This window comes from Nonomuraea africana, assembly GCF_014873535.1.
Lineage (GTDB): Bacteria > Actinomycetota > Actinomycetes > Streptosporangiales > Streptosporangiaceae > Nonomuraea > Nonomuraea africana.
Map to the genome: position 1 here is coordinate 7,711,364 of NZ_JADBEF010000001.1, position 22,189 is coordinate 7,733,552.

The window sequence follows — 22,189 nt, forward strand, 5'->3', positions numbered from 1 at the left end:
CCGCCAACATGACGACTGATCAAGGTTCCGGTTTCACGCTGGCCACCGGCGACCGCGACGCGGAGCTCAACCGGCGGCTGACCGAAGAACTGACCACCTTCAACTCCGCCGCCACGGGAGCGGCCGACAGGGGCACGCTGTCGGTCAAGGTCACCGATGAGAAGGGCGAACTCGTCGGCGGGCTGGCCGCGTGGACCTGGGGCGGCCTGTGCGGCATCGATCTGCTGTGGGTGCGTGAAGACTGCCGCAAGGACGGGTGGGGGAGCCAGATCCTTCGGGCGGCAGAGGAGGAGGCGCGCCGACGCGGCTGCGATCGCATCGTGGTCTCCTCCTTCACCTTCCAGGCGCCGGGTTTCTACCAGCGCCACGGCTACGTCGAAACCGGCCGGACGCTGGGCATCCCCGGCGGGAACGAGGACGTTCACATGTTCAAGTCGCTGACCGAGTGACCAGACAGAGCCGCTCTGTTCCGGAGCCCCATGCCGGTCAGGGGGGACATGCCCATGCGTTTGTAGTACGGCTGGAGCGGCTCGTCGCACATGAGGTCGACGGAGTAGAACCGCTCGCGGCCGTCCAGGATTCTCCGCATCAGCTCGGCGCCGATTCCCTTGGACTGGTGGGCCGGTAGCACCTCCAGCCACGGGACGAACGCGGTCAGCACGCCGTCGCTGATCATGTTGACGAAACCGACGACCTGGCCGTTCCCCTCGTCCACGGCGACGATCGCTCGGTAGCTCCCCCGGAGGACCGCGAGATGCTGCTCCGGTGAGGGAGCCGCGGGCCAGCCGGCGAAGAACCCGCCTCGCAGCTGCTCCTCGCTGATGGAGTTCATGTCGTCGGTGTATTGAGTCATCTCCACATTCTGCGGCCCTCGGCGAGACCTTCTGCGCCTTCTCTGCGAGGCGGCCGCCGATGCGCGCGCCCCGAGGGGCGTTCCCCGGCTGAGCCGTCGTCCGATCGGCGCGGCGACGTAGATGGCCCGGCGGGCCGGCGGGTGAGCACGTGGCGTGCCTGGTCCTGCGTCGTCGTCGACCGAGCGCGCTTGACCTGGAGTGCGCTCCACGTCCCAGACTCCCGTCCGGGGCCCGAGAGACGACGGGCCGAACGGGAGTGAACCATGAAGTACCGCACCATCGGCACCGACCCGAAGACCCGCCGCGAGGTGAGCGTGCTCGCTCTCGGCGCCATGCTCTTCGGTTCGGTGACCGACGAGAAGACCTCCTTCGCCATTCTCGACCGCTATGTCGAGGCCGGAGGGACGTTCATCGACACCTCCAACAACTACGCCTTCTGGATCGACGGCAGCCAGGGCGGCCAGAGCGAGGAGCTGCTCGGCCGGTGGCGGCGCAGCCGTGGTGTCGGCGACGAGATCGTCATCGCCACCAAGCTCGGCGCCCGGCCGCTCGCGCCCGGCACCGGCTACGTCGAGAACGCCGAGGGCCTGTCGGCGAAGGCGATCAGGGAGTCGGTCGAGCGCAGCAGGGAACGGCTCGGCGTGGACCGGATCGACCTGCTGTACGCGCACATCGAGGACAGGACCGTCCCGCTGGGGGAAACCGTGGAGGGCTTCGCCGAACTGGTGGCGGAGGGCACGGTCGGGCTGCTCGGGGTGAGCAACCACGCGATCTGGCGGGTGGAGCGGGCCCGCGCCCTCGCGGCGGCGGCCGGGCTGCCGGGCTACGAGGTGCTGCAGTACCAGCACAGCCACCTGCGCCCGCGCTTCGACGTGCCCGAGTCGATCTTCGAGGACGGCAGCCTCGGACACGCGGGGGCCGAGCTGCTGAGCTACCTGCGGGCCGAGCCTGGCCTGATCCTCGTCGCCTACTCACCGCTGCTCGGCGGCGCCTACGCGCGCGAGGACAAGCCGCTGCCGCGCGACTACGACCACCCGGGGACGCCCGCCCGGCTGGCGGTGCTGCGCGAGGTCGCCAAGGAGACCGGCGCGAGCGTGAACCAGGTGGTGCTGGCCTGGCAGATCGGCGGGCAGCTGCCGGTGATCCCACTGGCGGGGGCCTCCTCGGTGGCGCAGCTGGAGGAGAACCTGGCCGCGGTGGATCTGGAGCTGACGAAGGACCAGCGGGCCAGACTCGACGCCGTGAACTAGCCGCCTTCGACCGGCCGAGACCGGGCGCTTCCGAGGACCAGGGCGCGGGACTCGGCGTAGCGGTCGCGAAGGCCGGGCGTCTGTTCGGCCTCGTGGACCTCGGGGGAGTCGGTCGGCCATTCGGGCGGCTCTGGTCCTCCGCTCAGCAGCCAGGCGGCCTGGCGGGCGGCCCCGTCCGCGACGTACTCGCCGGGAGGGGGCACCACGACGGGCCGTCCGAAGACGGTGGGGGCGATCCGCCGTACGGCCTCGGATCTGGCGCCGCCGCCGATCAGCAGCACCCGGTCGGGCGTCAGCCCGAGCGCCTCGAGGGCGTCGGCGAGGCCGCAGAGCATGCCCTCCACCGCCGCCCTGGCCAGGTGCGCCGGGGTGGAGGTGGACAGGCGGAGGCCGTGGATCGCGCCCGTGGCGTGGGGCAGGTTGGGGGTCCGCTCACCCTCCAGGTACGGCACCAGCGTCAGCCCGTCGGCGCCGGGCGGAGCCTGCAGGGCGAGTTCGCCCAGCCGGTCGAGCGGGACGCCGAGCATGGCGGCGGCCGCGTCGAGGACCCTGGCCGCGTTGAGCGTGCAGACCAGCGGCAGGAAGCGCCCCGTGGCGTCGGCGAACCCCGCCACCGCGCCCCCGGCGTCGCGGCTCGGCGCGTCGGCGACCGCGAAGGCGGTGCCGGAGGTCCCGACCGAGACCACCACGTCACCGGGTCGCGCGCCCACGCCGAGCGCGGCGGCCATGTTGTCCCCGGTACCGGGAGCCAGCCGAATCCCCGCGGGAATGACGGCAGGCCCGACGCCGCCACCCGAACCGGTCCCGGGTGGGCCGACGGGAGAGCCGGTGGCGGGGGTGCCGGTGGGGGAGCCTCCGGGGGTGCCGGTGGCGGGCGAGCCGGATGGAGGTGCGGAGTCGGTCGGGGAAGGGCCGGGGGTGATGCCCGCCTGGTCGGTCGGGCCGAGGACTCTGGGCAGCAGGGGAATCGTGCCGAAGGCCAGTTTGAGCAGATCCTCGCGGTAGGCGCCGGTGATCGGTGACCAGTAGCCGGTGCCCGAGGCGTCGCCCCTGTCCGTGGTCAGCCGGTCGAGCCCCGGTGACCCCGCCAGCCGCCAGGTGAGCCAGTCGTGGGGCAGGCACACCGCCGCCGTGCGGGCGGCGTTCAGCGGCTCGTGCGTCGCCAGCCACCGCAGCTTGCTGATCGTGAACGATGCCACGGGCACGCTGCCCACCGCCTCGGCCCAGGCGCGCGCCCCCAGCGCCGACACCAGCTCCGCGGCCGCCTCGGCGGAGCGGGTGTCGTTCCAGAGCAGCGCGTCGCGCACCACCCGCCCGTCGACGTCGAGGCAGACCATGCCGTGCTGCTGGCCCGCGACGCTGAGGGCGGCCACGTCGTCGAGGCCGCCCGCCGCGTCGATCGCCGCCAGCAGGGCGTTCCACCAGTGCGCGGGATCCACCGAGGTGCCGCCGGGGTGGTCGGCGCGGCCCTGCCGTACCAGGGCGCCGGTTTCGGCGGATCTGATGACGACCTTGCAGCTCTGGGTGGAGGAGTCGACCCCCGCGACGAGCGTCACCCCCGCACGCCCAGCAGGTGCTCGAGGGCGAGCTGGTTGAGGCGGGTGAAGTGGAATCCGCGCAGGGCGGCGGCCTCGGGGTCGAAGACGTCGGCGGCCAGGTCGGCCAGGGTCTCGCCGGGCGCCATGGTGGGCTGGGCCAGCTCGTCCACGCGGGAGGCGGCCAGCGCCTCCTGGACCTCGGGGTCGGCCCGGAAGGCCCTGGCCTTGTCGCGCAGGATCAGGTAGGTGCGCATGTTGGCGGCGGCGGAGTGCCAGACGTCGTCGGCGTCTTCGGTGCGCAGCGGCTTGTAGTCGAAGTGCCTGGGGCCGTCGTAGCCGCCGTGCTCCAGGAGGTCGACCAGGAAGAAGGCGCTCTTCACGTCGCCGTGGCCGAAGATCAGGTCCTGGTCGTACTTGGGGCCGTGCTGGCCGTTGAGGTCGATGTGGAAGAGCTTGCCGTGCCACAGCGCCTGGGCGACGCCGTGGACGAAGTTGAGCCCGGCCATCTGCTCGTGCCCGACCTCGGGGTTGAGCCCCACCATCTCGGGGTGCTCGAGGGAGTTGATGAACGCCAGCGCGTGCCCGATGGTCGGCAGCAGGATGTCGCCGCGCGGCTCGTTCGGCTTGGGCTCGATCGCGAACCTGATGCCGTAGCCCTTGTCGATGACGTACGAGGCCAGGATGTCCATGGCCTCCTTGTAGCGGGCCAGCGCCGACCTGATGTCCTTGGCCGCGTCGGACTCCGCGCCCTCGCGCCCTCCCCAGCACACGTAGGTCGTCGCGCCGAGCTCGGCGGCCAGGTCGAGATTGCGGATCACCTTGCGGATGGCGTGGCGGCGCACGTCGCGGTCGTTGCTGGTGAAGGCGCCGTCCTTGAACACCGGGTGGGTGAACAGGTTCGTGGTCGCCATTGGCACCTTCATGCCGGTCTCGCCGAGCGCCTTCTTGAAGGCGGCGATCGCGGTGTCGCGGTCGGGCTCGGTGGCCAGCAGGTCGTCGTCGTGGAAGGTGACGCCGTAGGCGCCCAGCTCGGCCAGCCGGTGCACGCTCTCCGCCGGGTCGAGCGGCGCCCTGGACGCGTCGCCGAACGGGTCGCGCGCCTGCCAGCCGACCGTCCACAGGCCGAAGGTGAAGCGGTCGTCAGGGGTGGGCTCGTACATGGCGTCTCCCAATTAGTTTGGACTACAGCCTAATCGTGTGACGAGACCACCCTGAGGTCAAGCGTTCACAGCCCCGAGGGGTCGCGGCCGACGCTGATCTCCTCGGCGATCCGGCGGATCTCCAGCGCCGAGATGCCGGGCGCCTGCGGCAGATGCCTGGTCAGCGCCTCCATTACCACCGGCACCGGCTGCCCCGCGAACCTGCTCGCGATGATGTGAACCGCCCTGAAGAGCTGTGTGTCGTCGTGCATGCCCGTCCCTCGTCTCGATTCCCCGGGGTACGGTACGGCCTGCCGCCGACAGATTCGCGCTACGACTCAAGCGTGTTCCGCACCGCCGCGCAGATCTCGTCGAGCTGGGTCACCTGCTCGGGGGTGAGGGCGTCGAACAGGCTGCGCCGTACCTCCTCGACGTGACCGGGCGCGGCGGCGGCGAGGGCGGCGAACCCCGCGTCGGTCAGCTCGGCGATGTTGCCGCGCTTGTCGGCCGCGCACGGGTTGCGGCACACCCACCCGCGCTCCTCCAGGCGGGCGACCGCGTGGGAGAGGCGGGACTGGGAGGCCTGGGCCCTGCGCGCCAGCTCGTGCATCCGCATCGAGCGGCCGGGCGCCTCGGAGAGCGCCACCAAGATCATGTAATAGGTGTGCGGCATACCCGCCTCGCGCTGGAGCTGCCGGTCGAGCGCCTCCTGGACGAGCTGCGTCACAGCCAGGTAGTTGCGCCAGGTGCGTTGCTCGTCGTCGTCCAGCCATCGCGTCATGCGCTCCAGTTTAGTTGAACTCTCATATACATTGGTGGCATGCCGGTACAACGTCTGAACCACGCCGTCCTCTACGTGCGCGACGTCGAGCGCAGCGTCGCCTTCTACCGCGAGGCCCTGGGCTTCGAGGTGGTCATGAGCATGCGGGGAGCCGCCTTCCTGCAGGCCGAGGGGTCGGCCAACGACCACGATCTCGGGCTGTTCGAGGTCGGCGAGCAGGCCGGGCCCTCGCCCGCAGGGCGCACCACCGTGGGCCTGTACCACCTGGCCTGGGAGGTCGACACGCTGGAGGAGCTGCGGCGCGTCGCGGCCAAGCTGGGCGAGCTCGGCGCGCTCGTGGGCGCCTCCGACCACTCCACGACCAAGGCCCTCTACGCCAAGGACCCCGACGGGCTGGAGTTCGAGGTCTCGTGGCTGGTTCCGGCCGCGCTGATCAGCGAGGAGGTGCTGGAGGCACGCGCCTCCATCAGGCCCTTGGACCTGGCCGCGGAAATCGAGCGTTATGGGGCCACGACGCGCGGGGGCGTGGGCGTCTCCTTCGCGTAACCTGGTGGTATCCGAACCGCTGCGTTTGGAGCGCGACCATGCGAAGCGACCCTGATCACGTACTCGACGCCATCGACGGCGTGGTGGAGGACTGGGAGAGTCTGAGCGCGGATGCGATGCGCTGGGCGCCCCCCGAGGACAAGCCCGACACGCCGCCCGAGTTCCTGCGGGAGGTGTCCGAGACCTTCGGTCCCCTCGCGGCCTCCTTCGTGCAGGCCCTGCGCCCGCTGGGCGAGGCGGTGCTGCGGCCCATCGCCGACTTCCTCGACCAGCAGCTGTTCCAGGAGCCGCCGTCGGAGGGCGTCTGGGAGGTCGAGGAGGCCACCACCTCGTGCCAGTGCCTGTGCTTCAGGCACCCTGACAGCCCCGACATCTGCACGGGGACGGCGGAGCCCGGCGCCGCCATGTGCGCCGCCTGCAGGTCCCACTCCGAGTACGGCACGCCCGCCTGACCCCACCGCGGTCACCGCCCGCCGTCCGTCCTTCACGCTCCTCCAGCCGACTCCGGCCGCCCGCCGTCACGACGCCCGTGACCACCCCGTGGGGGCGACCTCAGGGACGGGCTCGGGGGCGTCTCAGGGCTGCTGCCGGATGGCGGGGAGAACGCGGAAGGCCATGCTCGGATCATGGCCCCCTCCAAGTGGTTCTACCCGCTCCTCTCCTGCTCGCTGATCATGTTCTCCGTCGTCGCGATCGTGGTCGGCCAGTTCGACCCCGACCCCTACCTCGACCCGATGAACGTGACCATCAGCGAGTACGCCGTGGCCGACCGCGGGGGCGTCACGGAGGTGGCGATGGTGGCGATGGGCCTGGGGTCGTTCGCGCTGCTGGCGGGGTTGCGGGCGGCGGGGGCGCCGATCAGGGGGCTGCCCGAGCGGCTGCTGATGGTGTGGAGCGGGGCGCTGATCGTCGCCGCGATCATCCCCACCTCGCCGATCGGCACGGACCTGACGCTGACCGCCGAGATCCACAGGTACGTGTCGGTGGCGGCGTTCGTCAGCCTTCCGGCGGCGGGGGCGCTGCTGGTGCCCAGGCTGGCGGCCGACGAGCGGTGGAAGGCCATCGCCAGGCCGGTGGAGTGGGTGGCGCTGGCCGGGGGGCTGGGGCTGCTGGCGATCACCTACGTGGCACTGCCGGGGGACCGGGTCTTGATCGGGTTGGTCGAGCGGGGTCTGCTGGCGGCCGAGGTGGCGCTGCTCGCGGTGCTCGCGGCGCGGCTGGTGCGGCTCCAGTGGGTCAGGGCGACCCGCACCTCACTAGCCCCTATTTCCTGACATGTCACAAATTTCTCACGAATGAGAGAAGATATCTGCCGACCCCAGTGCTATTCTCTCCCGCGATCTCTCAACGGGAGCGGGTGTCATGGCATCGGGCAGATCCATACGATTCAAGATCGCCACTCTGCTCGTCGTCCCCCTGGTGTCGCTGGTGGCGCTATGGGGGTTCGCGGCCAGCACCACCGCCGGTGAGGCTTTCAACCTGCTGAAAGTCGACACCATCTGGTCCGGCGTGATCAACGACGCCGACATCCTGGTGTACAACCTCCAGCAGGAGCGGCTCGCCTCCGCCGAGCGGATGGCGGGCGGCGCGACGGCGCGCGGCGCCCTGGCCGCCGCGCGCGCGAACACCGACAAGGTCCGCAGATCCCTCACGCGGAGCGCGAACTCCGACGACACCCAGGCCGTGCTCACCCATGACATGCAGGCGCAGCTCAGGGTGGCCTTCGCGCAGGCCGACCGGCTGGGCGAGATCAGGCGCCTGGTGGACGAGGGCAGGCAGACGCCCTCGCGGCTGGTGGCCGACTACGCGGCGATCTCCGACGCGATCTACCGCCTCTACGGAACCTTCGCCCTCAGCACCGACGTCACCCTCTACCAGCAGGCCACCGGCCTGATCGCGGCGGACCAGGCGCGGGAGCTGCTGCACCGCCAGCACACGCTCGTCGTCGCCTCGGGCGGCGTCCTGGCCCCCGCTGACCGCGAGCTCATGGCCAAGCTGGAGGGCGCGCGCACGCTGCAGTTCGAGCGGGCGAGGATCGAGCTCGACGGCGAGCTGCGCAGGCCGTTCGACACGCTGGCGGGCTCGGCGCCGTACCTCACGATGCAGGGCGCGATCAGCTCGCTCCTCTCCGGCGGCACGACGGACGTGGCGGAGTGGCGCGCCCCGGCCGACCTCGTGCTCAAGAACTACACCAACGGCACCTGGGACGCCGGCGACCTGCTGCTGGCCAGGATGGAGCCGGCCGGCATGTCGATCCTGACGCGCGCGGTCGTGGCGGGCGTGCTGGGGCTCATCGCGGTCGCCTTCTCGATCTTCATCTCCATCAGGGTCGGCAGGGTCGTCACCACCGAGCTGGCGACGCTCCGCCGTACCGCTCTGGAGCTGGCGGAGATCCGGCTGCCGCGGGTGGTGGCGCGGCTGCGCGGAGGGGAGAGCGTCGACGTGGCGGCGGAGGCGCCGCCGATCGACGTCCCGCCCACGGCCACCAGCGAGATCAGGGACCTGGCCACCGCCTTCGACACCGTGCAGAGCACCGCGGTGGAGGCCGCCGTCGAGCAGGCCAGGTTGCGCGAGGGCGTCGCGCTGGCCCTGCGTAACCTCGCCAGGCGCAGCCAGGGGCTGCTCCAGCGCCAGCTCAAGCTCCTGGACGGCATGCAGCGCGAGGCCGAGGACCCCGACGCGCTGGAGAGCCTGTTCAAGCTCGACCACCTCACCACCCGCATGCGCCGCCACGCCGAGGGCCTGGTGCTGCTGTCCGGCGGTACGGCGGGCCGCAAGTGGCGCGGCACCATTCCCGTCGAGGACGTGCTGAACGGCGCCGCCGCCCAGGTCGAGGACTACACCAGGGTCCGCGTCTACCCGATGCCCGAGTGCGGCGTCTCGGGCGCCGCCGTCGCCGACCTGATGCACCTGTTCGCCGAGCTCATCGAGAACGCCGCCCAGTTCTCCTCGCCGGAGAACGAGGTCTCGATCAGGGGCGAGCTGGTCGGCAGGGGCTACGCGATCGAGATCGAGGACCGCGGGCTCGGCCTGTCCGTGCAGGAGCGGCAGGCGATCAACGAACGGCTGGCCGGCCCGCAGCAGTTCGACGCCTCGCAGACCGAGCGGCTCGGCTTCGCGGTGGTCGGCCTGCTGGCCGCCAGGCACGGTGTCGCGGTGACGCTCAAGCAGTCGCCGTACGGGGGAACGACGGCGATCGTGCTGCTGCCCAACGCGCTCACCGAGCCGCTGGCGGCGATCGAGGGGCCGCCGGATCGGGTGGTGAGCCCGATCAACAAGAGGGAGGGCGCGGCGGACCTGCCGCGCAGGACGCGCACCTCCCGCCGGGTGGACGTCAAGGTCGAGCGCGTCGACCGGCAGGAGCCGGTGGTCGTCAGGGGGCCGTTCGAGGACGCCAAGCCCAGGGGCCCGTTCGAGGCGGTCACGAGCATGCCGCTGAACGCCCCGGTCGTCGAGGAGGCTCCCGCGGTGCTGCCCCGCAGGATCCGGCGCACCAACCTGCCTTCTCGCCTGGCCTCTTCCACGTCCCCCCAGCAGGAACCCGCAGGGGAGCGCGCCGCCGACGAGCGCTCGCCCGAGGAGACCAGGGCGCTGCTGTCGTCCCTGCAGTCGGGTTGGCAGCGCGGGCGTCAGGACAGCGAACAGGATGGGGGAGCATGAGCGAGATGGAGTGGGTGGACGAGGAGGCCGGGCCCGTCGTCCGGCCGTACGCGATGACCAGGGGCCGGACGAGGCCCTCCTCCACCGCACTCGACCTGCTGGCAGTGATCTCCTCGACGGGCGCGCCCGTCCCCTCCCAGGCCGACCTGGGCTCGCAGCACCGGCGGCTGCTCGATCACGTGACGCTGGGCCGTACCGGGCCGCTCGTGGAGGTCGCGTCGGAGACGGGGCTGCCGGTCGGCGTGGTGCGGGTGCTGCTGAGCGACCTGATGGACCACGGGCTGATCCTGGTGCGGCCGCCGGTGCCGGCGGCCGCCTCTCCGACGGAGAGCCTGCTGCGCGAGGTGATCAGCGGGCTCCGGGCGCTGTGAGGGTCCTGAGTGAGTGCTCGACCAGCGCGATCATGACCTCCTTGGCGGAGGCGCGCCTGCGGACGTCACAGAGGAGCACGGGGACGTCGTCGTCCAGATCGAGCGCGATCCGCACGTCCTCGACGCTGTGGGTGGCCGCGCCGTCGAAGCAGTTGACCGCCACCACGAACGGTGTGCCGCGCTGCTCGAAATAGTCGATCGAGGGGAAGCAGTCGGTGAGCCGCCTGGTGTCGGCGATCACGACGGCGCCGAGCGCGCCGTAGGACAGCTCGTCCCACATGAACCAGAAGCGTTCCTGCCCCGGCGTGCCGAACAGGTAGACCACCAGGCCGTCGCGGATGGTGATCCGGCCGAAGTCCATCGCCACCGTGGTGGTGGTCTTGCCCTCCACGCCGTCGAGGTCGTCGACGCCGACACCGATGTCGGACAGCACCTCTTCCGTGCGCAGCGGCTTGATCTCGCTGATCGCGCCGACCAGGGTGGTCTTCCCCACGCCGAAGCCGCCGGCGATGAGGATCTTCAGCGCAACGGGATCCTCAGAGAGCCCGGAGTCCATTGATCACTTCCTTGAGAATGCGCTCGCTCGGGCGCGGCCCTGCCGAGGAGGGGGACGATACCGATACGAGGCCGTTGTCACGCAGGTCGCCGAGTAAGACCCGGACGACGCCGACCGGCAGGTCGAGTTCGGCGGCCACGTCGGCCACCGAGATGGGGGTGTTGGCCGCGCGCAGGATCGCCTCCTGCTCGGGCCCGAGGCCCGCGACGGGCGGCTCGCCCGTCGCGGTCACCATGGCGATGAGGTCGAGCTTCTCCCCCGAGGAGCGCGTCCGCCCGCGGATGAGAGCATACGGGCGGACGAAGGGTCCTGCCTCCTCGTCCATCCACTGGTTCATGACACGCGAGGATTAGTCGAGATGTGCTGCCCGACCCGCTTGACCAGCATCGCCATCTCGTAGGCCACGTGGCCGACGTCGGCGTCCGAGTTGGCCAGGACGGCCAGGCAGGTGCCCTGCCCCGCGGCGGTGACGAACAGGAACGCCGACTCCATCTCCACGATGGTCTGGCGCACGTCACCTCCGCCGAAGTGCCGCCCCGCGCCGCGGGCGAGGCTCTGGAATCCGGCCGCGACCGCCGACAGGTGCTCGGCGTCCTCGCGGGTGAGCCCGCGTGAGTAGCCGACGGCCAGGCCGTCGGTGGACAGGATCACCGCCTGCCTGACGGCGCCCACCCTGGTCGTGAGGTCGTCGAGGAGCCAGCTCAGCTCGCCGCTGTTCGTGGTGGGTGTCGTCATAGGTCCCCCTCCTGGGCTTCTTCTTCTCTGCCGCGCTGCGTGCCCCGCTGGAAGGCGGAGAACAGGTCGCGCACCTCGTCGGGCGATCTCTCGGGGCGCGGCTCCTGCTCGGGGGCCTTCAGCTGCGGGGCCAGGTTGGCCTGCCGTACCCGCCTTGGCAGGCCCTTGTGGGTCGTGGTCGTGCCGCCGACCAGCGCGAGCGGCTTCCTGTCACGTTTCGGAGCGTCGGCGGGCGGCAGCGCGGGCTGTTCCACCAGCAGTCCACGCGGGATCAGCACGATAGCGGTGGTTCCGCCGAACGGCGAGGCCCTGACGGTCACGCTCACACCGTGCCTGGCCGCGAGCCTCGCCACGACGAACAGTCCGAGCCTGTCGCTGTCGGCGAGGTCGAACTCCGGCGGGTCCACGAGCAGCGCGTTGAGCCGGTCGTACTCCTCGGGGGCCAGTCCGAGGCCGCGGTCCTCGATCTCGATGGCGTAGCCGTTGCTGACCGAGTCGCCGCGGACCTGGACCGTGGTGTTGGGCGGGGAGTAGATGGTGGCGTTCTCCAGCAGCTCGGCCACCAGGTGGACCAGGTCGGCCGCGGCCGAGCCGTCCAGGGCGGCCGTGGGCATCGGCTGGACGCTGATCCTGGTGTAGTCCTCCACCTCGGCGGTCGCGGCCCTGACCACGTCGAGCGCGGGCACCGGCTGCCGCCACACCCGGCCCGGCGCGGAGCCCGACAGGATGATCAGGCCCTCCGCGTGCCTCCGCATGCGGGTGGTCAGGTGGTCGAGGCGGAAGAGGTCGTCCAGCTCGCCGGGGTCGTGGGTACGGCGCTGCATGCCGTCCAGGAGGGTGAGCTGGCGGTGCAGCAGGCCCTGCTTGCGCCTGGCCAGGTTGAGGAAGACCTGGCCGATGCCGCGCCGCAGGTTCGCCTGGCCGACGGCGGCCTCGACCGCGGTGCGCTGGACCGAGCCGAACGCCTTGGCCACGTCGAGGATCTCCGCCGCGCCGCTGACCTTGAGCGGGGGCGCTTCCTTCCTGACGTTGACCTCCTCGCCGCCGCGCAGTCTGGTGACGACGTGCGGGAGCCGTACCTCCGCCAGGTCGAGGGCGGCCGAGCGCAGGCCCGCGAGCTCCGACGAGAGGCGGCGCCCGAACCTCACGGAGATGACGATCGAGGCGATGACGGCCAGCAGGCCGACCCCGCCCGCCACCGCGATGCGGATCATGACCGTCGTGGCCACCGCGTCGGAACGCTCGGCGAGGATCTTCGCCGAGGCCGCGCCGAGCCTGTCCAGCTGCGCCGTCACGTCGGCGACCGGCTTGGTCCACTGCTCGGCGCGCGGGGGCGGCCCGCCGGTCGCGGCGACGCGCGCCTCCGCCAGCGCGAAGGCGGAGAAGGCCGCTCCCGCGAAGAACCTGTCGTACGGCCCGCGGAGCTCGGCGTCGAGCGTGGACAGCGCGCGGGCGTGCAGGAACTTGCGGGTGGCGACATACTCGGTGAAGGCCGCGGACTCGGCCTCGGTCATCTCGCCGTCGGCGAGCACGCCGCCGATCAGCGCGTTCTCCCTGGCGATGATCTCGCGGGCGTTGCTCATCGCCTGTATCGCGCCGGCCTGCTGGAAGATCGGCAGGTCGGGGACGGAGGTCAGCTGCTCGTACAGGCGGAACAGCGCGTCCATGAGCCTGTTGTAGCCGTTGAGGTTGGTCAGGCGGCTTTCGAGGCCGGTGTCGACCGAGGCGCGGATGGAGTCGAGCCTGTCGAGCTCCTGGGTGGTCTCGCGCAGGGCCGGGCGCAGCTGCTCGTCGTCGGCCTCGGCGACGGCCGCGGTGAAGGCCTGGAGCGCGGTGTCGGTGCGCTCGCGCTGCGCGCCCAGGCTCTTGGCCCGCTTGCCGGAGGCCAGCGCGGAGTCGGCCCGCTCGGCCTGGAGCTGGAGTCCGAGGTCGGTGGAGGTGACGCCGAGGGTTTGGTACAGCCTGCCGGCACGAAGGAGGGCCTGGCCGTCGCCCACGGTCAGGTTGAGGACGAAGCCCCAGAGCGCGCTCAGGGACAGGAGCGGCAGGAGCAGCAATAAAAAGATCTTGAACCGAATCGACCGGTTTCTCGAGCGCATGTCCCAACCTCGGAGTACCGAGGCGATTCCCACGCTTTGTGGAAATACGCCTCGGAAGATCGCACAGGAGACTAGCACCGATAGTGGTGGTGGCGCAGTGGTGGAAGGTGATGTTTGGTGCGCCGATCCGCCCGCAAGGGTTCGGCCGCGCGTCACCCGGTGTTCTCCGTGGCCTGGCTAGGGTCCGTGGGCTGTGAGCGACAGGGATCCCTACTTCGACAACGCCAAGTTCCTCGCCATCGTGCTCGTCGTCTGCGGGCACATGATCGAGGACCTGCGCGACGATCCGATCGCCCACGCGCTCTACTTCTACGTCTACGTCTTCCACATGCCGCTCTTCATCACGCTCAGCGGCTACCTGTCGAGGAACTTCACCTTCTCCAGCGGCAAGGCGCGCAAGCTGATCGCCACGCTCGCGGTGCCGTACGTGCTCTTCGAGCTGGCCTACTCGCTGCCCAGGCTGCTGCTGTACGGCAAGCTCGAGATCAGCCTGCTCGACCCGTACTACCTCACGTGGTTCCTGATGTCGCTGTTCCTGTGGCGGCTGTCCACGCCGGTCTGGCAGCAGCTGCGCTGGCCCCTGGTCGTGGCGGTGGGGCTGTCGCTGCTGTCGGGCACGAGCGCGCTGCCCGACGAGCTGTCGATGAACCGCACGCTCGGCCTGCTGCCGTTCTACGTGCTGGGGCTGATGCTGCGGCCCGAGCACGTCGAGGTGTTGCGCAGGCCGTACCTGAAGGTCGTCGGGGCGGTCACGCTCGCGGCGGGGCTGGTGGCCGCGCTGCTGCTGCACGACGGCATCGCCACGGAGTGGATCAGGTGGCGGCACGCGAACGCGGCGATCGGGGTGGACGACCTGACCGGCAGCCTGGCCAGGCTCGGGATGCTGGCGGCGGGCGCGGTGCTGGTCGCCGCGTTCATGGCGGTGACGCCCTCGCGGCGGACCTGGTTCTCGGGGCTGGGCGCCGCGACGATGTACGCCTACCTGCTCCACGGGTTCGTGGTGAAGGCCGCCGAGCGGCTCGACCTCGGCGTGCCCGTGTCGATCGCGCTCGGCGTGGTCGTGGCGACCGTGCTGTGCACGCCGTCGGTGCGCGCGGCCTTCCACTGGGCGGTGGAGCCCAGGCTGTCGTGGGCGTTCACCGCTCTTCGACGACCCGTACGGTAGGACCGCGGGCGATGGCGCGCAGCCACAGCAGCCCGAGCACCGAGATGAGCAGCAGCCCGCCCCAGTCGATCGCGGTGTACAGGTGCACCTGCCCCTCGGTGACCCGCGGGACCCTGCCGATGCGCAGCTGGCTGAACTGCCACGGCTTACCGGTGAACACCAGGGTGAGCCCGATGGCGATGGCGTGCATCGAGTCCCAGAGCGCGTGGAGCAGCGAGACACCGAGGTAGGTCGTGATCACCTTCCCGGTGAGGCGCTTGCCCGCCCCGAACAACACGCCGCCGATGATCGCCGTCCACAGGCCGTGGCCCACCGGCGCCAGGATGCCGCGCAGCACCTCGGTCTCCACCAGCTGGCGCAGCGACAGGCCGTCATTCGCGAACAGCGCGTTGAAGGCGTACCCCGCGCTCTCGAACGACGCGAACCCGAAGCCGACCGTCGCGCCGAGGACCAGACCGTCTCTCGTGGTGCGGGTCAGCATCTGCCTGGTCACGAAGAGCAGCGCGGCCAGCTTCACGCCCTCCTCGATGAGCCCGACGCCGATGTAGATCACCAAGGACGGCTTGAGCAGCCAGGTCTCCAGGATCGAGGCCCCGAGCACGCCGAGCACGCCGCCGACGACGAAGCAGTTGAACAGCAGCTCGACCGTGATGTCGGCCGAGCGGGCCCGTGCGTAGGCCCAGACCACGAACGTTACGGGCACCAGGAAGCTGCCCAGCAGCACCAGCGTCGGGATGAGGGTGGAGTTGGCCGTCACCGTGGTGACGACGACCGTGGCCACCCAGAGTCCGAACCCGATCAGGAAGATCCTCAGCCACGGCGTCACTGCGCCATCAGCCCCGAGACCGCTCGGTGCCCCGCGGTGATCGCCGCGTCGGCGTAGGCGGCGGGGACCGAGTCGGAGTTGGCGATCGCGATCCTGCCGAACTGCCTGCGGGCCGCCTCGGCGGGGAAGGGCCCGTCGGGGTAGAAACTGTTCCACGGCCTGCAGTACTCGGGGGCGTACCCGTGGCCCCACCGGTTGACCGTGATCGCCTCGATGTCCCGCTCGGGATCGAAGCCCGCCGGTCCGAGCAGCCTGGTGAGCTGGTCGCGGATCGTGTACTCCATGTAGGTGAAGGGCGTCCTGATCAGCGCGTGCCGGCCGGCGACGGCGCCCTGCGCGGGCGACATGCCACCCAGGGCGGGGGTGGCGATCAGGTGCACGTTGATCGGCTCCGCCGGGGTCCCGGGGAACAGGTAGCCCGGCATGCTGACCGGGTGGTCGAGCTCGGAGACGCACCAGTAGGCGCCGGTCCACCGCACGTGGTTGACGCCGGTCCGGTGCCAGGCCTGCCAGTCGCGCAGCTGGACCGTGGCGTACAGCAGGGGGATCTTGACCGCCTGGCGCAGCGCCGCGCGCTGGTCGGCGGGCAGCTCGGGGACGAGGTAGGGGATCACCATGTTCCAGCAGGCCATGATCACCGCGCCCGCGCGGACGGTCCTGATCGCGGTGCCGTCGAAGTAGCCGACCGTGGCGCTGGTGGCGCTCTCGGGCGGTCCGTCGTTGGCGACGGACACCACGGGGCTGGACAGCCTGAAGCGCACCTGGTTGCCGCTCAGGTCGAGCTTGCCGTAGTCGAAGGAGGCGGTGGTGATCGAGTCCATGTCGGTCGCGCTGGCGAAGCCGGGGACCATCCTGCCGACCATCATCCGCACGAGCGCCTGGTTGCCCTCGGGGAAGTGGTAGATGTGCGGATCCTCCGCACCCCACTCCTTGATCACGGTGGGCGAGTTGAACCTCGAGGGCTTGTCACGGTCGAGGCCGAGCCCCTGGAAGCCCGGGTAGTCCCAGCCGCCCGCGCTGCCCCACGCGTCGATGGCGCCGAAGGTGGTGGTGTCGTAGGCCCAGTCGTCGCTCGACATGGTCCTGCAGAAGCGCTCCACGTCGGGGTGGACCCTGGCGACGTCCAGCAGGTAGCGCGAGTAGGTGAGCGCGGCGAGCCGCTCCTCCTTCTCCCTCCTCGACATCCCCTTCAGGTAGTCGGGCGGGTTGTTGTAGAGCATGACCAAATCCCTTTTGGCCTGCTCGGCGATCGGCAGCTGGGCGGCCAGCCGCTCGGGCGTGAGGCCCTCGGTGAGCCGGACCAGCGTCTCGGTCGCGAAGCTCTCCCTGTCGCACATGACGCCGCCGGACATCCCGAGCCCGGTGTAGAGCGTCCGGTCGAAGTACCTCTCGAACCTGCGCACCTTGACGCCGAGCTGGTCGAGCAGGGCCTTGCCCTCCGCCGTCCAGACCGAGGGGGCCTCGATCGACTGGGAGCCGCCGTAGCCGATCAGCGGGCCGACGCGGCCCCTGGGCGCGAACTCGTTGCGCCGGGCGTGCCCGCCGATCTCGTCGTGGTTGTCGAGGATGAGCACGCGGGCGCCGGGGTCGAGCCGCAGCCACTCGAAGGCGGCGCTGACGCCGCTGATGCCGCCGCCGACCACCACCAGGTCGTACGTCTCGCCGGTGGCCTGCGGCGCGCCCGCGTACTGCCAGAACCTGTCGTCGCGCAGCGCGTGGGGCACGCTCAGCGCGGCGGGGGTGTTGCCCTGCAGCCCGGTCAGCGCGGGGGGGAAGCGCACCTCGTAGGGGACCTCGAGGTGGTCGGTTCCGATCGCGCCGGGTCTCGCGCCGGCGCCGCAGCCCGCGAGACCGGCGAGCGCGGCGGCTCCCGCTGCCATGGCCACGCCGTCGAAGAAGTCGCGGCGGGAGATGGGGCGGCCCATGCCGAGTTCGCGCGAACGGCGCGGATCGATCTCCATGGCCTGAGCATTACGAGCGGCCCGAATTGCCGTCTTGGGGCGCGCAGCGCGTCGGCAAACATTTTACGCGCTATTCGTGAACGGGAACGTTCCGCTGACCATCGCGGATGGCTCGTGCCATTGCCCTAGAAAGGAGGGGAGTCAGGAAATGGAGAAAGCATGTTGAAAGCATTTTCCGGAATATGCGCGGCGGCGACGCTTATTTCAGGATGCGCTGTGACACAAGGAGCCGCGCCCGCGCCCAAGCCGGCTCCCGTGCCCGCGCCGGACCTCGGCGCCGCGCTCCTTCCGGCGCCGCCCGGCATGCGCGTCGCCTACGGTCCCGAGTCCGGACCGTACGGCACGCTCCGCGCCACGAAGGCGGGCCTGGCCGCCATGCGCCGCTCGTCCCCCTGCGCGACCACCCCGACGATCGACGCCGCGGCACCCGAGGTGCGCGCCGCCCCCGCGGCCGTCGTGGCCTACACCTCCGCCGCGGGCTCCGTCACCCAGGCCCTCGTCGAGCTGCCCGCCGCCTTCCCCGCCGAACTGCCGGACAGGTGCGCCTCGTACCGCGCGATCGTGGAGGGCGAGCAGGTCACCTACACCACCAGGAAGGTGGACCTGCCGCCGCTCGGCGACCAGTCGCGCGCCTACGTCACGGCGGTCTCGGGCGGCGGCCAGAGCCTGGAGGTCGGATCGGTGGCGGTCAGGAGAGGCAGAGTGGTGATGAGCCTGCTGGTCATCGCGCGAAAAGTGAGAAACGCCGGACTGGCCGACCAGAGCCGTAAAGCCTACGAAAGGCTCGAACTGGCGACGAGAACGCCACGGTGACGGCCACACCGGTGCGCGAGCGGTGCGTGGCTCGTCAGGGGGGCGGGCGAACCTCCCCTCATGACGAACACCACCAAGCACGTGCTGATCTCCGGCGCCGGTCTCGCGGGGCCCGCCATGGCGTACTGGCTCGTCGGGACCGGCCACACCGTCACCGTCGTCGAGCGGGCGCCCGCGCTGCGGGAGGGCGGCCAGGCCGTCGACTTCCGCGGCGCGGCGCACATGACGATGCTGGAGCGGATGGGGATCCTGGAGGAGGTCCACCGGCGCAGGACCGAGGGAGGGCCGCTGGTCCTCATCGACGGCGACGGCGTCGAGCAGCTCAGGCTGCCGGCCTCCTTCACGGGCGGCGCCGTCGAGATCACCCGTGGCGACCTGTCCCACCTGCTCCACGACCTGACCAGGGAGCGCGCCGAGTACGTCTTCGGCGACTCCATCGCCGCCATGACCGAGACCGCCGACGGCGTGGACGTCGTCTTCGACAGCGGCACGAGGCGCACGTTCGACCTGGTGATCGGCGCCGACGGCCTGCACTCCAACGTACGCGGGCTCGCCTTCGGCGAGGAGTCGCGGTTCCTGAAGTCCTCGGGCTACCACGCGGGGCTCTTCGACGCGCCCAACCACCTCGGCCTCGTGGGCAGGTCGCTGATGTACAGCGAGCCGGGCCGCGGCGCGCTCGTCTACCCCTCGGAGCACGACAGCGGCTCCGTCACCGTCATGTGCGTCTTCGCCTCGGGAGGGCTCGAGGTGCACCACCGCGACGTCGACGCCCAGAAGCGGCTGCTCGCCGCCGCCTACGAGGGGGCGGGCTGGGAGCTGCCCAAGCTCCTGGCCCATCTGGAGAGCTCGAACGGCTTCTACTTCGACTCCATCAGCCAGATCCGCATGGACCACTTCACCAGCGGCCGCGTCGCGCTCGTCGGCGACGCGGGCTACGGCGCGACCATGGGCGGGATGGGCGCCGGCATGTCGCTCATCGCCGCCTATGTCCTGGCGGGGGAGCTCGCCGAGGCGGGCGGCGACCACCGCGTCGCCTTCGCCCGCTACGAGGAGCGGATCCGCGGCTACGCCAAGGCCTGCCAGCGGGTCGCCGAGGGCGCGGGCGGGTTCTTCGCGCCGAAGAACGTCCGCCGCCGCAACCGCATCTACAAGATCCTCGCGTCGAGTTTCCTGGTCGGCTTCCTCGACCGGCTGACCACCAAGGCCGCCGACTCCATCGAGCTCAAGGATTACCGTTTTTCTTGACTGACCCGGTCTTTCATGGAAGAAACGCGCGTATGCGAACCCTAGCCCGCGCTTTCGTGGCGGTCGTCGCCGCGGCCCTCACCACCCTCACCCTCGCCTTACCCGCTCAGGCCATCACCGGCGGCGAGCCCGACGGCGAGCGCCACCCGAACGTCGGCCTGATCCTCTACTACATGCCCGACGGACGCTTCCGCTGCTCGGCCACGCTGGTCTCGCCGACCGTCCTGGTCACGGCGGCGCACTGCACCAGCGGCACGCTCGGCAAGACACTCGTGACCTTCGACTCGGTCATCGCCGAGCAGCCGCCCTCGCCCTTCCCCGTCGCCGCCGACCCCTCCGCCGGTTACACCGCCGCGGAGCTGGCCGCCGCCGGATACCTGTCGGGCACCGCCTACACGCACCCGGCCTACTCCGACTTCACCGACCTCGACAACTGGAACGACGTCGGCGTGATCGTCCTCGACCGGCCGGTCACCGGGATCACCCCGGCCAAGATCGCGCCCTCGCGCTACCTCGACGCCTTCGGCCAGCCCGTGCTGAACAAGACGCTGTTCGAGTTCATCGGCTACGGCACCGAGGTCCGCAAGCCGCTCACCGGGCCCCAGAAGCCCCAGCCGATGAGCTATCCGCTGATGCGCCGCTACACCACCCAGCCGGGGCAGAAGCTCACCGAGCAGATCCTGCAGGCCAACGGCAACTACCACGACACCCGTGGCGGCGGCGGCACCTGCTTCGGCGACTCGGGCGGCCCGGTCTTCCACAACGGATACCTGGTCGCGGTGACCAGCTACGGCTACACGCAGAACTGCCGTTACCTGGGCGGGTACCAGCGCATCGACATCCCCGTCGTGCAGGACTGGCTGGAAGAGCACGTGTAACTTTCAGAGGTCCCGGACCACTTCTTCATGTCAACGAACACCGGGACATGAGGAGTTGGGGCGGTGACGGATGAACGAGAACGATTCACCACCATGTACGACGAATGCCGCCAGCGCGTGTGGGCCTACGTGGTCGCCCGCGCTGGACGGCAGGTCGCCGACGAGGTGGTGAGCGAGACGTTCGCCATCGCCTGGCGAAAGTTCGACCAGGTGCCGCGTCATGCCCTGCCATACCTGCTGGGGATCGCCAGGAACGTCCTGCGCGACTCCATCAGGGAGGAGGTCAGGCGCGAGGGGCTCAGCAGGGAACTGCGTGAATGGGTCGCCGGTGACGTCGCCGACCAGGTGGCCGAGCGCCTGGGAGTCCTCAAGGCCATGGCCAGGCTGACCCAGGACGAGCGGGAGCTGCTCATCCTGGTGGCCTGGCAGGGACTCTCCTCGCGCGACGCCGCCAGGGTCGTCGGCTGTTCGGTTCCCGCCTTCAAGGTGCGGCTGCACAGGGCGCGCAAACGCCTGCAGCAGGAGATGGAACCGACCGCCCCCGCCATGTCCCGGCTCGGCCTCACGGAGGAGTGGTCATGAACCCCATCGAAGAGCTACGCGCGGCCCGTCCCGCCCACCTCGGCGACGCCCCTGTGGACGAGCGGACCAGGCAGTCCGAGCTGGCCTACGCCATGGCGCAGGGTGCGCCCGCCCGCCGTCGCAGGAACCTTCGGCCCGTGTGGGGGCTGAGCCTCGCGGGCGCGGCGGCCGCCGTCACGGCCGTCGCCGTGTTCACGGCCGGCACCGGCGGCGGTACGGCGCCGCGGGCGCCCGCTCGTGTCGCGCAGCCCGCCAGCCCCGCGATCAAGCTGTCGGCCCAGGAGGTGCTGCTCGTCGCGGCCGCCAACGCCGAGCGCGCGCCCGCGACCTCGGGCACCTACTGGCACACCGAGACGCTGGGCAGGAATCTCTTCAGGGCGCCGGGCGGCTACGTGATGGTGACGGAGCAGCGCGACGAGATGTGGGTCAGCAAGAACGGGCAGTGGTCCCGATCCCAGTACCTCGGCGCCAAGCCCGCCACCGACGAGGACAGGGCCAGGTGGGCGGCCGCGGGATCCCCCGCCGAGATCGAGCTCACCGTGCCGGGCAAGGGGGTGGGGCAGCTGGTCCCCATCGCCGCCAAGAAGCCGCACACCGGCCACCACGCCGGCAAGGAGGTGTTCTGGCTCGGCCGTAACGTCACCCTCGCCGACCTGGCCGCGCTGCCGGACGACGAGGTGGGGCTGAAGGGCTGGCTGCTGAAGTACTACGAGGGCAAGAGCACCGAGTCCGACGCGCCCATGGCGGAGGACGCGTGGCTGTTCCAGGTGACCGCCGGGCTCATCACCGACATGCCGGTCAGCGCCAAGGTGCGCGGCGCGGCCTTCAGGATGCTGGCCGCGCTGCCGTCCGTGACCTCTGTCGGTCAGGTCACCGACTCCGAGGGCCGTCCTGGTACCGCCATCGCGATCGAGCACGACTCGAAGGTGAACAACGCCGACGCCACCGGCGGCGTCCTGCAGGATCGCCTGATCATCGACGAGAGCACCGGCCAGGCCCTCGCGAGGGAGGGCGTCGTGGTGAAGCCCGGCGGACTCCAGACCGGCCTGGAGCCAGGCACGGTGTCGCACACCGTCACCATCCTCGAGGCGGGCTGGACCGACACCCGCGACTGATCACCTCACCTCGCGGTCCTGCGGGACCGCGAGGCCGACGCCGGGCCGGCCTTCGTGCCGAGCCCGGCGTCGGCG

General features: G+C 70.9%; 24 protein-coding genes. 13 read left to right on the forward strand and 11 right to left on the reverse strand.

Features of this window, described 5'->3' with window-relative positions:
* The first annotated feature begins 8 nt into the window (after positions 1–8).
* Entirely contained in the window at positions 9–449 is a 441-nt protein-coding gene (locus H4W81_RS36765) for a GNAT family N-acetyltransferase (protein WP_192779000.1), read from the forward strand.
* Here the strand turns inward: H4W81_RS36765 and H4W81_RS36770 are convergent.
* Positions 422–853 (reverse strand): GNAT family N-acetyltransferase, encoded by a 432-nt coding sequence (locus tag H4W81_RS36770; protein ID WP_192779001.1) that lies wholly within the window; start codon positions 851–853, stop codon positions 422–424. The genes H4W81_RS36765 and H4W81_RS36770 overlap by 28 nt on opposite strands.
* Positions 854–1,117: 264 nt before the next feature.
* Between H4W81_RS36770 and H4W81_RS36775 the strand changes: the two genes are divergently transcribed.
* Positions 1,118–2,104, forward strand: coding sequence for an aldo/keto reductase (locus H4W81_RS36775; RefSeq protein ID WP_192779002.1), 987 nt, complete (start codon positions 1,118–1,120; stop codon positions 2,102–2,104).
* Here H4W81_RS36775 and H4W81_RS36780 read toward each other — a convergent pair.
* The 4 genes from H4W81_RS36780 to H4W81_RS36795 form a co-directional block, all read right to left on the reverse strand.
* Positions 2,101–3,660 carry a xylulokinase gene (locus tag H4W81_RS36780; RefSeq protein WP_192779003.1) on the reverse strand — a complete coding sequence of 520 codons (1,560 nt, stop codon included), beginning with the start codon at positions 3,658–3,660 and terminating at the stop codon, positions 2,101–2,103. The two genes, H4W81_RS36775 and H4W81_RS36780, sit on opposite strands and share 4 nt — an antisense overlap.
* Positions 3,657–4,802: a xylose isomerase gene (gene xylA / locus H4W81_RS36785; RefSeq protein WP_192779004.1), complete on the reverse strand. Its 1,146-nt coding sequence runs from the start codon at positions 4,800–4,802 to the stop codon at positions 3,657–3,659. The genes H4W81_RS36780 and xylA overlap by 4 nt, the downstream gene beginning before the upstream one ends.
* A 65-nt stretch (positions 4,803–4,867) precedes the next feature.
* Complete coding sequence (locus H4W81_RS36790) at positions 4,868–5,053, reverse strand: hypothetical protein (protein ID WP_192779005.1); 186 nt, start codon at positions 5,051–5,053, stop codon at positions 4,868–4,870.
* A 59-nt stretch (positions 5,054–5,112) separates the two neighbouring features.
* Complete coding sequence (locus tag H4W81_RS36795) at positions 5,113–5,562, reverse strand: MarR family winged helix-turn-helix transcriptional regulator (RefSeq protein ID WP_192779006.1); 450 nt, start codon at positions 5,560–5,562, stop codon at positions 5,113–5,115.
* 39 nt (positions 5,563–5,601) lie between these two features.
* On the opposite strand from H4W81_RS36795, the gene H4W81_RS36800 reads away from it, so the two are divergent.
* From H4W81_RS36800 to H4W81_RS36820, 5 genes are all read left to right on the forward strand, one after another.
* Positions 5,602–6,108, forward strand: coding sequence for a VOC family protein (locus tag H4W81_RS36800; RefSeq protein WP_192779007.1), 507 nt, complete (start codon positions 5,602–5,604; stop codon positions 6,106–6,108).
* 38 nt (positions 6,109–6,146) lie between these two features.
* Positions 6,147–6,560 (forward strand): hypothetical protein, encoded by a 414-nt coding sequence (locus tag H4W81_RS36805; protein WP_192779008.1) that lies wholly within the window; start codon positions 6,147–6,149, stop codon positions 6,558–6,560.
* A 174-nt stretch (positions 6,561–6,734) separates the two neighbouring features.
* On the forward strand, positions 6,735–7,382 hold the full coding sequence (locus tag H4W81_RS36810) for a DUF998 domain-containing protein (protein ID WP_192779009.1): 648 nt from the start codon (positions 6,735–6,737) through the stop codon (positions 7,380–7,382).
* A gap of 88 nt (positions 7,383–7,470) precedes the next feature.
* Positions 7,471–9,768 carry a sensor histidine kinase gene (locus tag H4W81_RS36815; RefSeq protein WP_192779010.1) on the forward strand — a complete coding sequence of 766 codons (2,298 nt, stop codon included), beginning with the start codon at positions 7,471–7,473 and terminating at the stop codon, positions 9,766–9,768.
* Positions 9,765–10,139, forward strand: coding sequence for a DUF742 domain-containing protein (locus H4W81_RS36820; protein WP_192779011.1), 375 nt, complete (start codon positions 9,765–9,767; stop codon positions 10,137–10,139). The genes H4W81_RS36815 and H4W81_RS36820 overlap by 4 nt, the downstream gene beginning before the upstream one ends.
* Here the strand turns inward: H4W81_RS36820 and H4W81_RS36825 are convergent.
* From H4W81_RS36825 to H4W81_RS36840, 4 genes are read right to left on the reverse strand one after another with little or no spacing between them, the layout of a single operon-like run.
* On the reverse strand, positions 10,117–10,695 hold the full coding sequence (locus tag H4W81_RS36825; RefSeq protein ID WP_192779012.1) for a GTP-binding protein: 579 nt from the start codon (positions 10,693–10,695) through the stop codon (positions 10,117–10,119). The genes H4W81_RS36820 and H4W81_RS36825 overlap by 23 nt on opposite strands.
* Positions 10,676–11,032 carry a DUF742 domain-containing protein gene (locus H4W81_RS36830; RefSeq protein ID WP_192779013.1) on the reverse strand — a complete coding sequence of 119 codons (357 nt, stop codon included), beginning with the start codon at positions 11,030–11,032 and terminating at the stop codon, positions 10,676–10,678. Before H4W81_RS36830 ends, H4W81_RS36825 begins: the two co-directional genes overlap by 20 nt.
* On the reverse strand, positions 11,029–11,430 hold the full coding sequence (locus H4W81_RS36835; RefSeq protein ID WP_192779014.1) for a roadblock/LC7 domain-containing protein: 402 nt from the start codon (positions 11,428–11,430) through the stop codon (positions 11,029–11,031). Before H4W81_RS36835 ends, H4W81_RS36830 begins: the two co-directional genes overlap by 4 nt.
* The gene (locus tag H4W81_RS36840; protein ID WP_192779015.1) at positions 11,427–13,529 is read right to left on the reverse strand and encodes a sensor histidine kinase; all 2,103 of its coding nucleotides are present in this window, start codon (positions 13,527–13,529) and stop codon (positions 11,427–11,429) included. Before H4W81_RS36840 ends, H4W81_RS36835 begins: the two co-directional genes overlap by 4 nt.
* Before the next feature lie 193 nt (positions 13,530–13,722).
* On the opposite strand from H4W81_RS36840, the gene H4W81_RS36845 reads away from it, so the two are divergent.
* Positions 13,723–14,694: an acyltransferase family protein gene (locus tag H4W81_RS36845; protein WP_192779016.1), complete on the forward strand. Its 972-nt coding sequence runs from the start codon at positions 13,723–13,725 to the stop codon at positions 14,692–14,694.
* Here H4W81_RS36845 and H4W81_RS36850 read toward each other — a convergent pair.
* Both H4W81_RS36850 and H4W81_RS36855 read right to left on the reverse strand, forming a co-directional pair.
* Complete coding sequence (locus tag H4W81_RS36850) at positions 14,666–15,520, reverse strand: PrsW family glutamic-type intramembrane protease (RefSeq protein WP_192779017.1); 855 nt, start codon at positions 15,518–15,520, stop codon at positions 14,666–14,668. The genes H4W81_RS36845 and H4W81_RS36850 overlap by 29 nt on opposite strands.
* Positions 15,517–17,481, reverse strand: a complete 1,965-nt coding sequence (locus H4W81_RS36855; RefSeq protein WP_225958971.1) for an NAD(P)-binding protein — start codon at positions 17,479–17,481, stop codon at positions 15,517–15,519. The genes H4W81_RS36850 and H4W81_RS36855 overlap by 4 nt, the downstream gene beginning before the upstream one ends.
* 216 nt (positions 17,482–17,697) lie before the next feature.
* Between H4W81_RS36855 and H4W81_RS36860 the strand changes: the two genes are divergently transcribed.
* The 5 genes from H4W81_RS36860 to H4W81_RS36880 all read left to right on the forward strand — a co-directional run bounded on the left by H4W81_RS36860 (position 17,698) and on the right by H4W81_RS36880 (position 22,114).
* Positions 17,698–18,294, forward strand: a complete 597-nt coding sequence (locus H4W81_RS36860; protein ID WP_192779018.1) for a hypothetical protein — start codon at positions 17,698–17,700, stop codon at positions 18,292–18,294.
* Positions 18,295–18,354: 60 nt separating this feature from the next.
* A complete protein-coding gene (locus H4W81_RS36865; RefSeq protein ID WP_192779019.1) occupies positions 18,355–19,539 on the forward strand; it encodes an FAD-dependent monooxygenase in 1,185 nt (394 codons plus the stop codon).
* A gap of 32 nt (positions 19,540–19,571) precedes the next feature.
* Positions 19,572–20,417 (forward strand): S1 family peptidase, encoded by an 846-nt coding sequence (locus tag H4W81_RS36870; RefSeq protein ID WP_192779020.1) that lies wholly within the window; start codon positions 19,572–19,574, stop codon positions 20,415–20,417.
* 63 nt (positions 20,418–20,480) lie between these two features.
* Positions 20,481–20,999, forward strand: coding sequence for an RNA polymerase sigma factor (locus tag H4W81_RS36875; RefSeq protein WP_318782245.1), 519 nt, complete (start codon positions 20,481–20,483; stop codon positions 20,997–20,999).
* On the forward strand, positions 20,996–22,114 hold the full coding sequence (locus H4W81_RS36880; RefSeq protein ID WP_192779021.1) for a CU044_5270 family protein: 1,119 nt from the start codon (positions 20,996–20,998) through the stop codon (positions 22,112–22,114). Before H4W81_RS36875 ends, H4W81_RS36880 begins: the two co-directional genes overlap by 4 nt.
* Positions 22,115–22,189 lie beyond the last annotated feature (75 nt).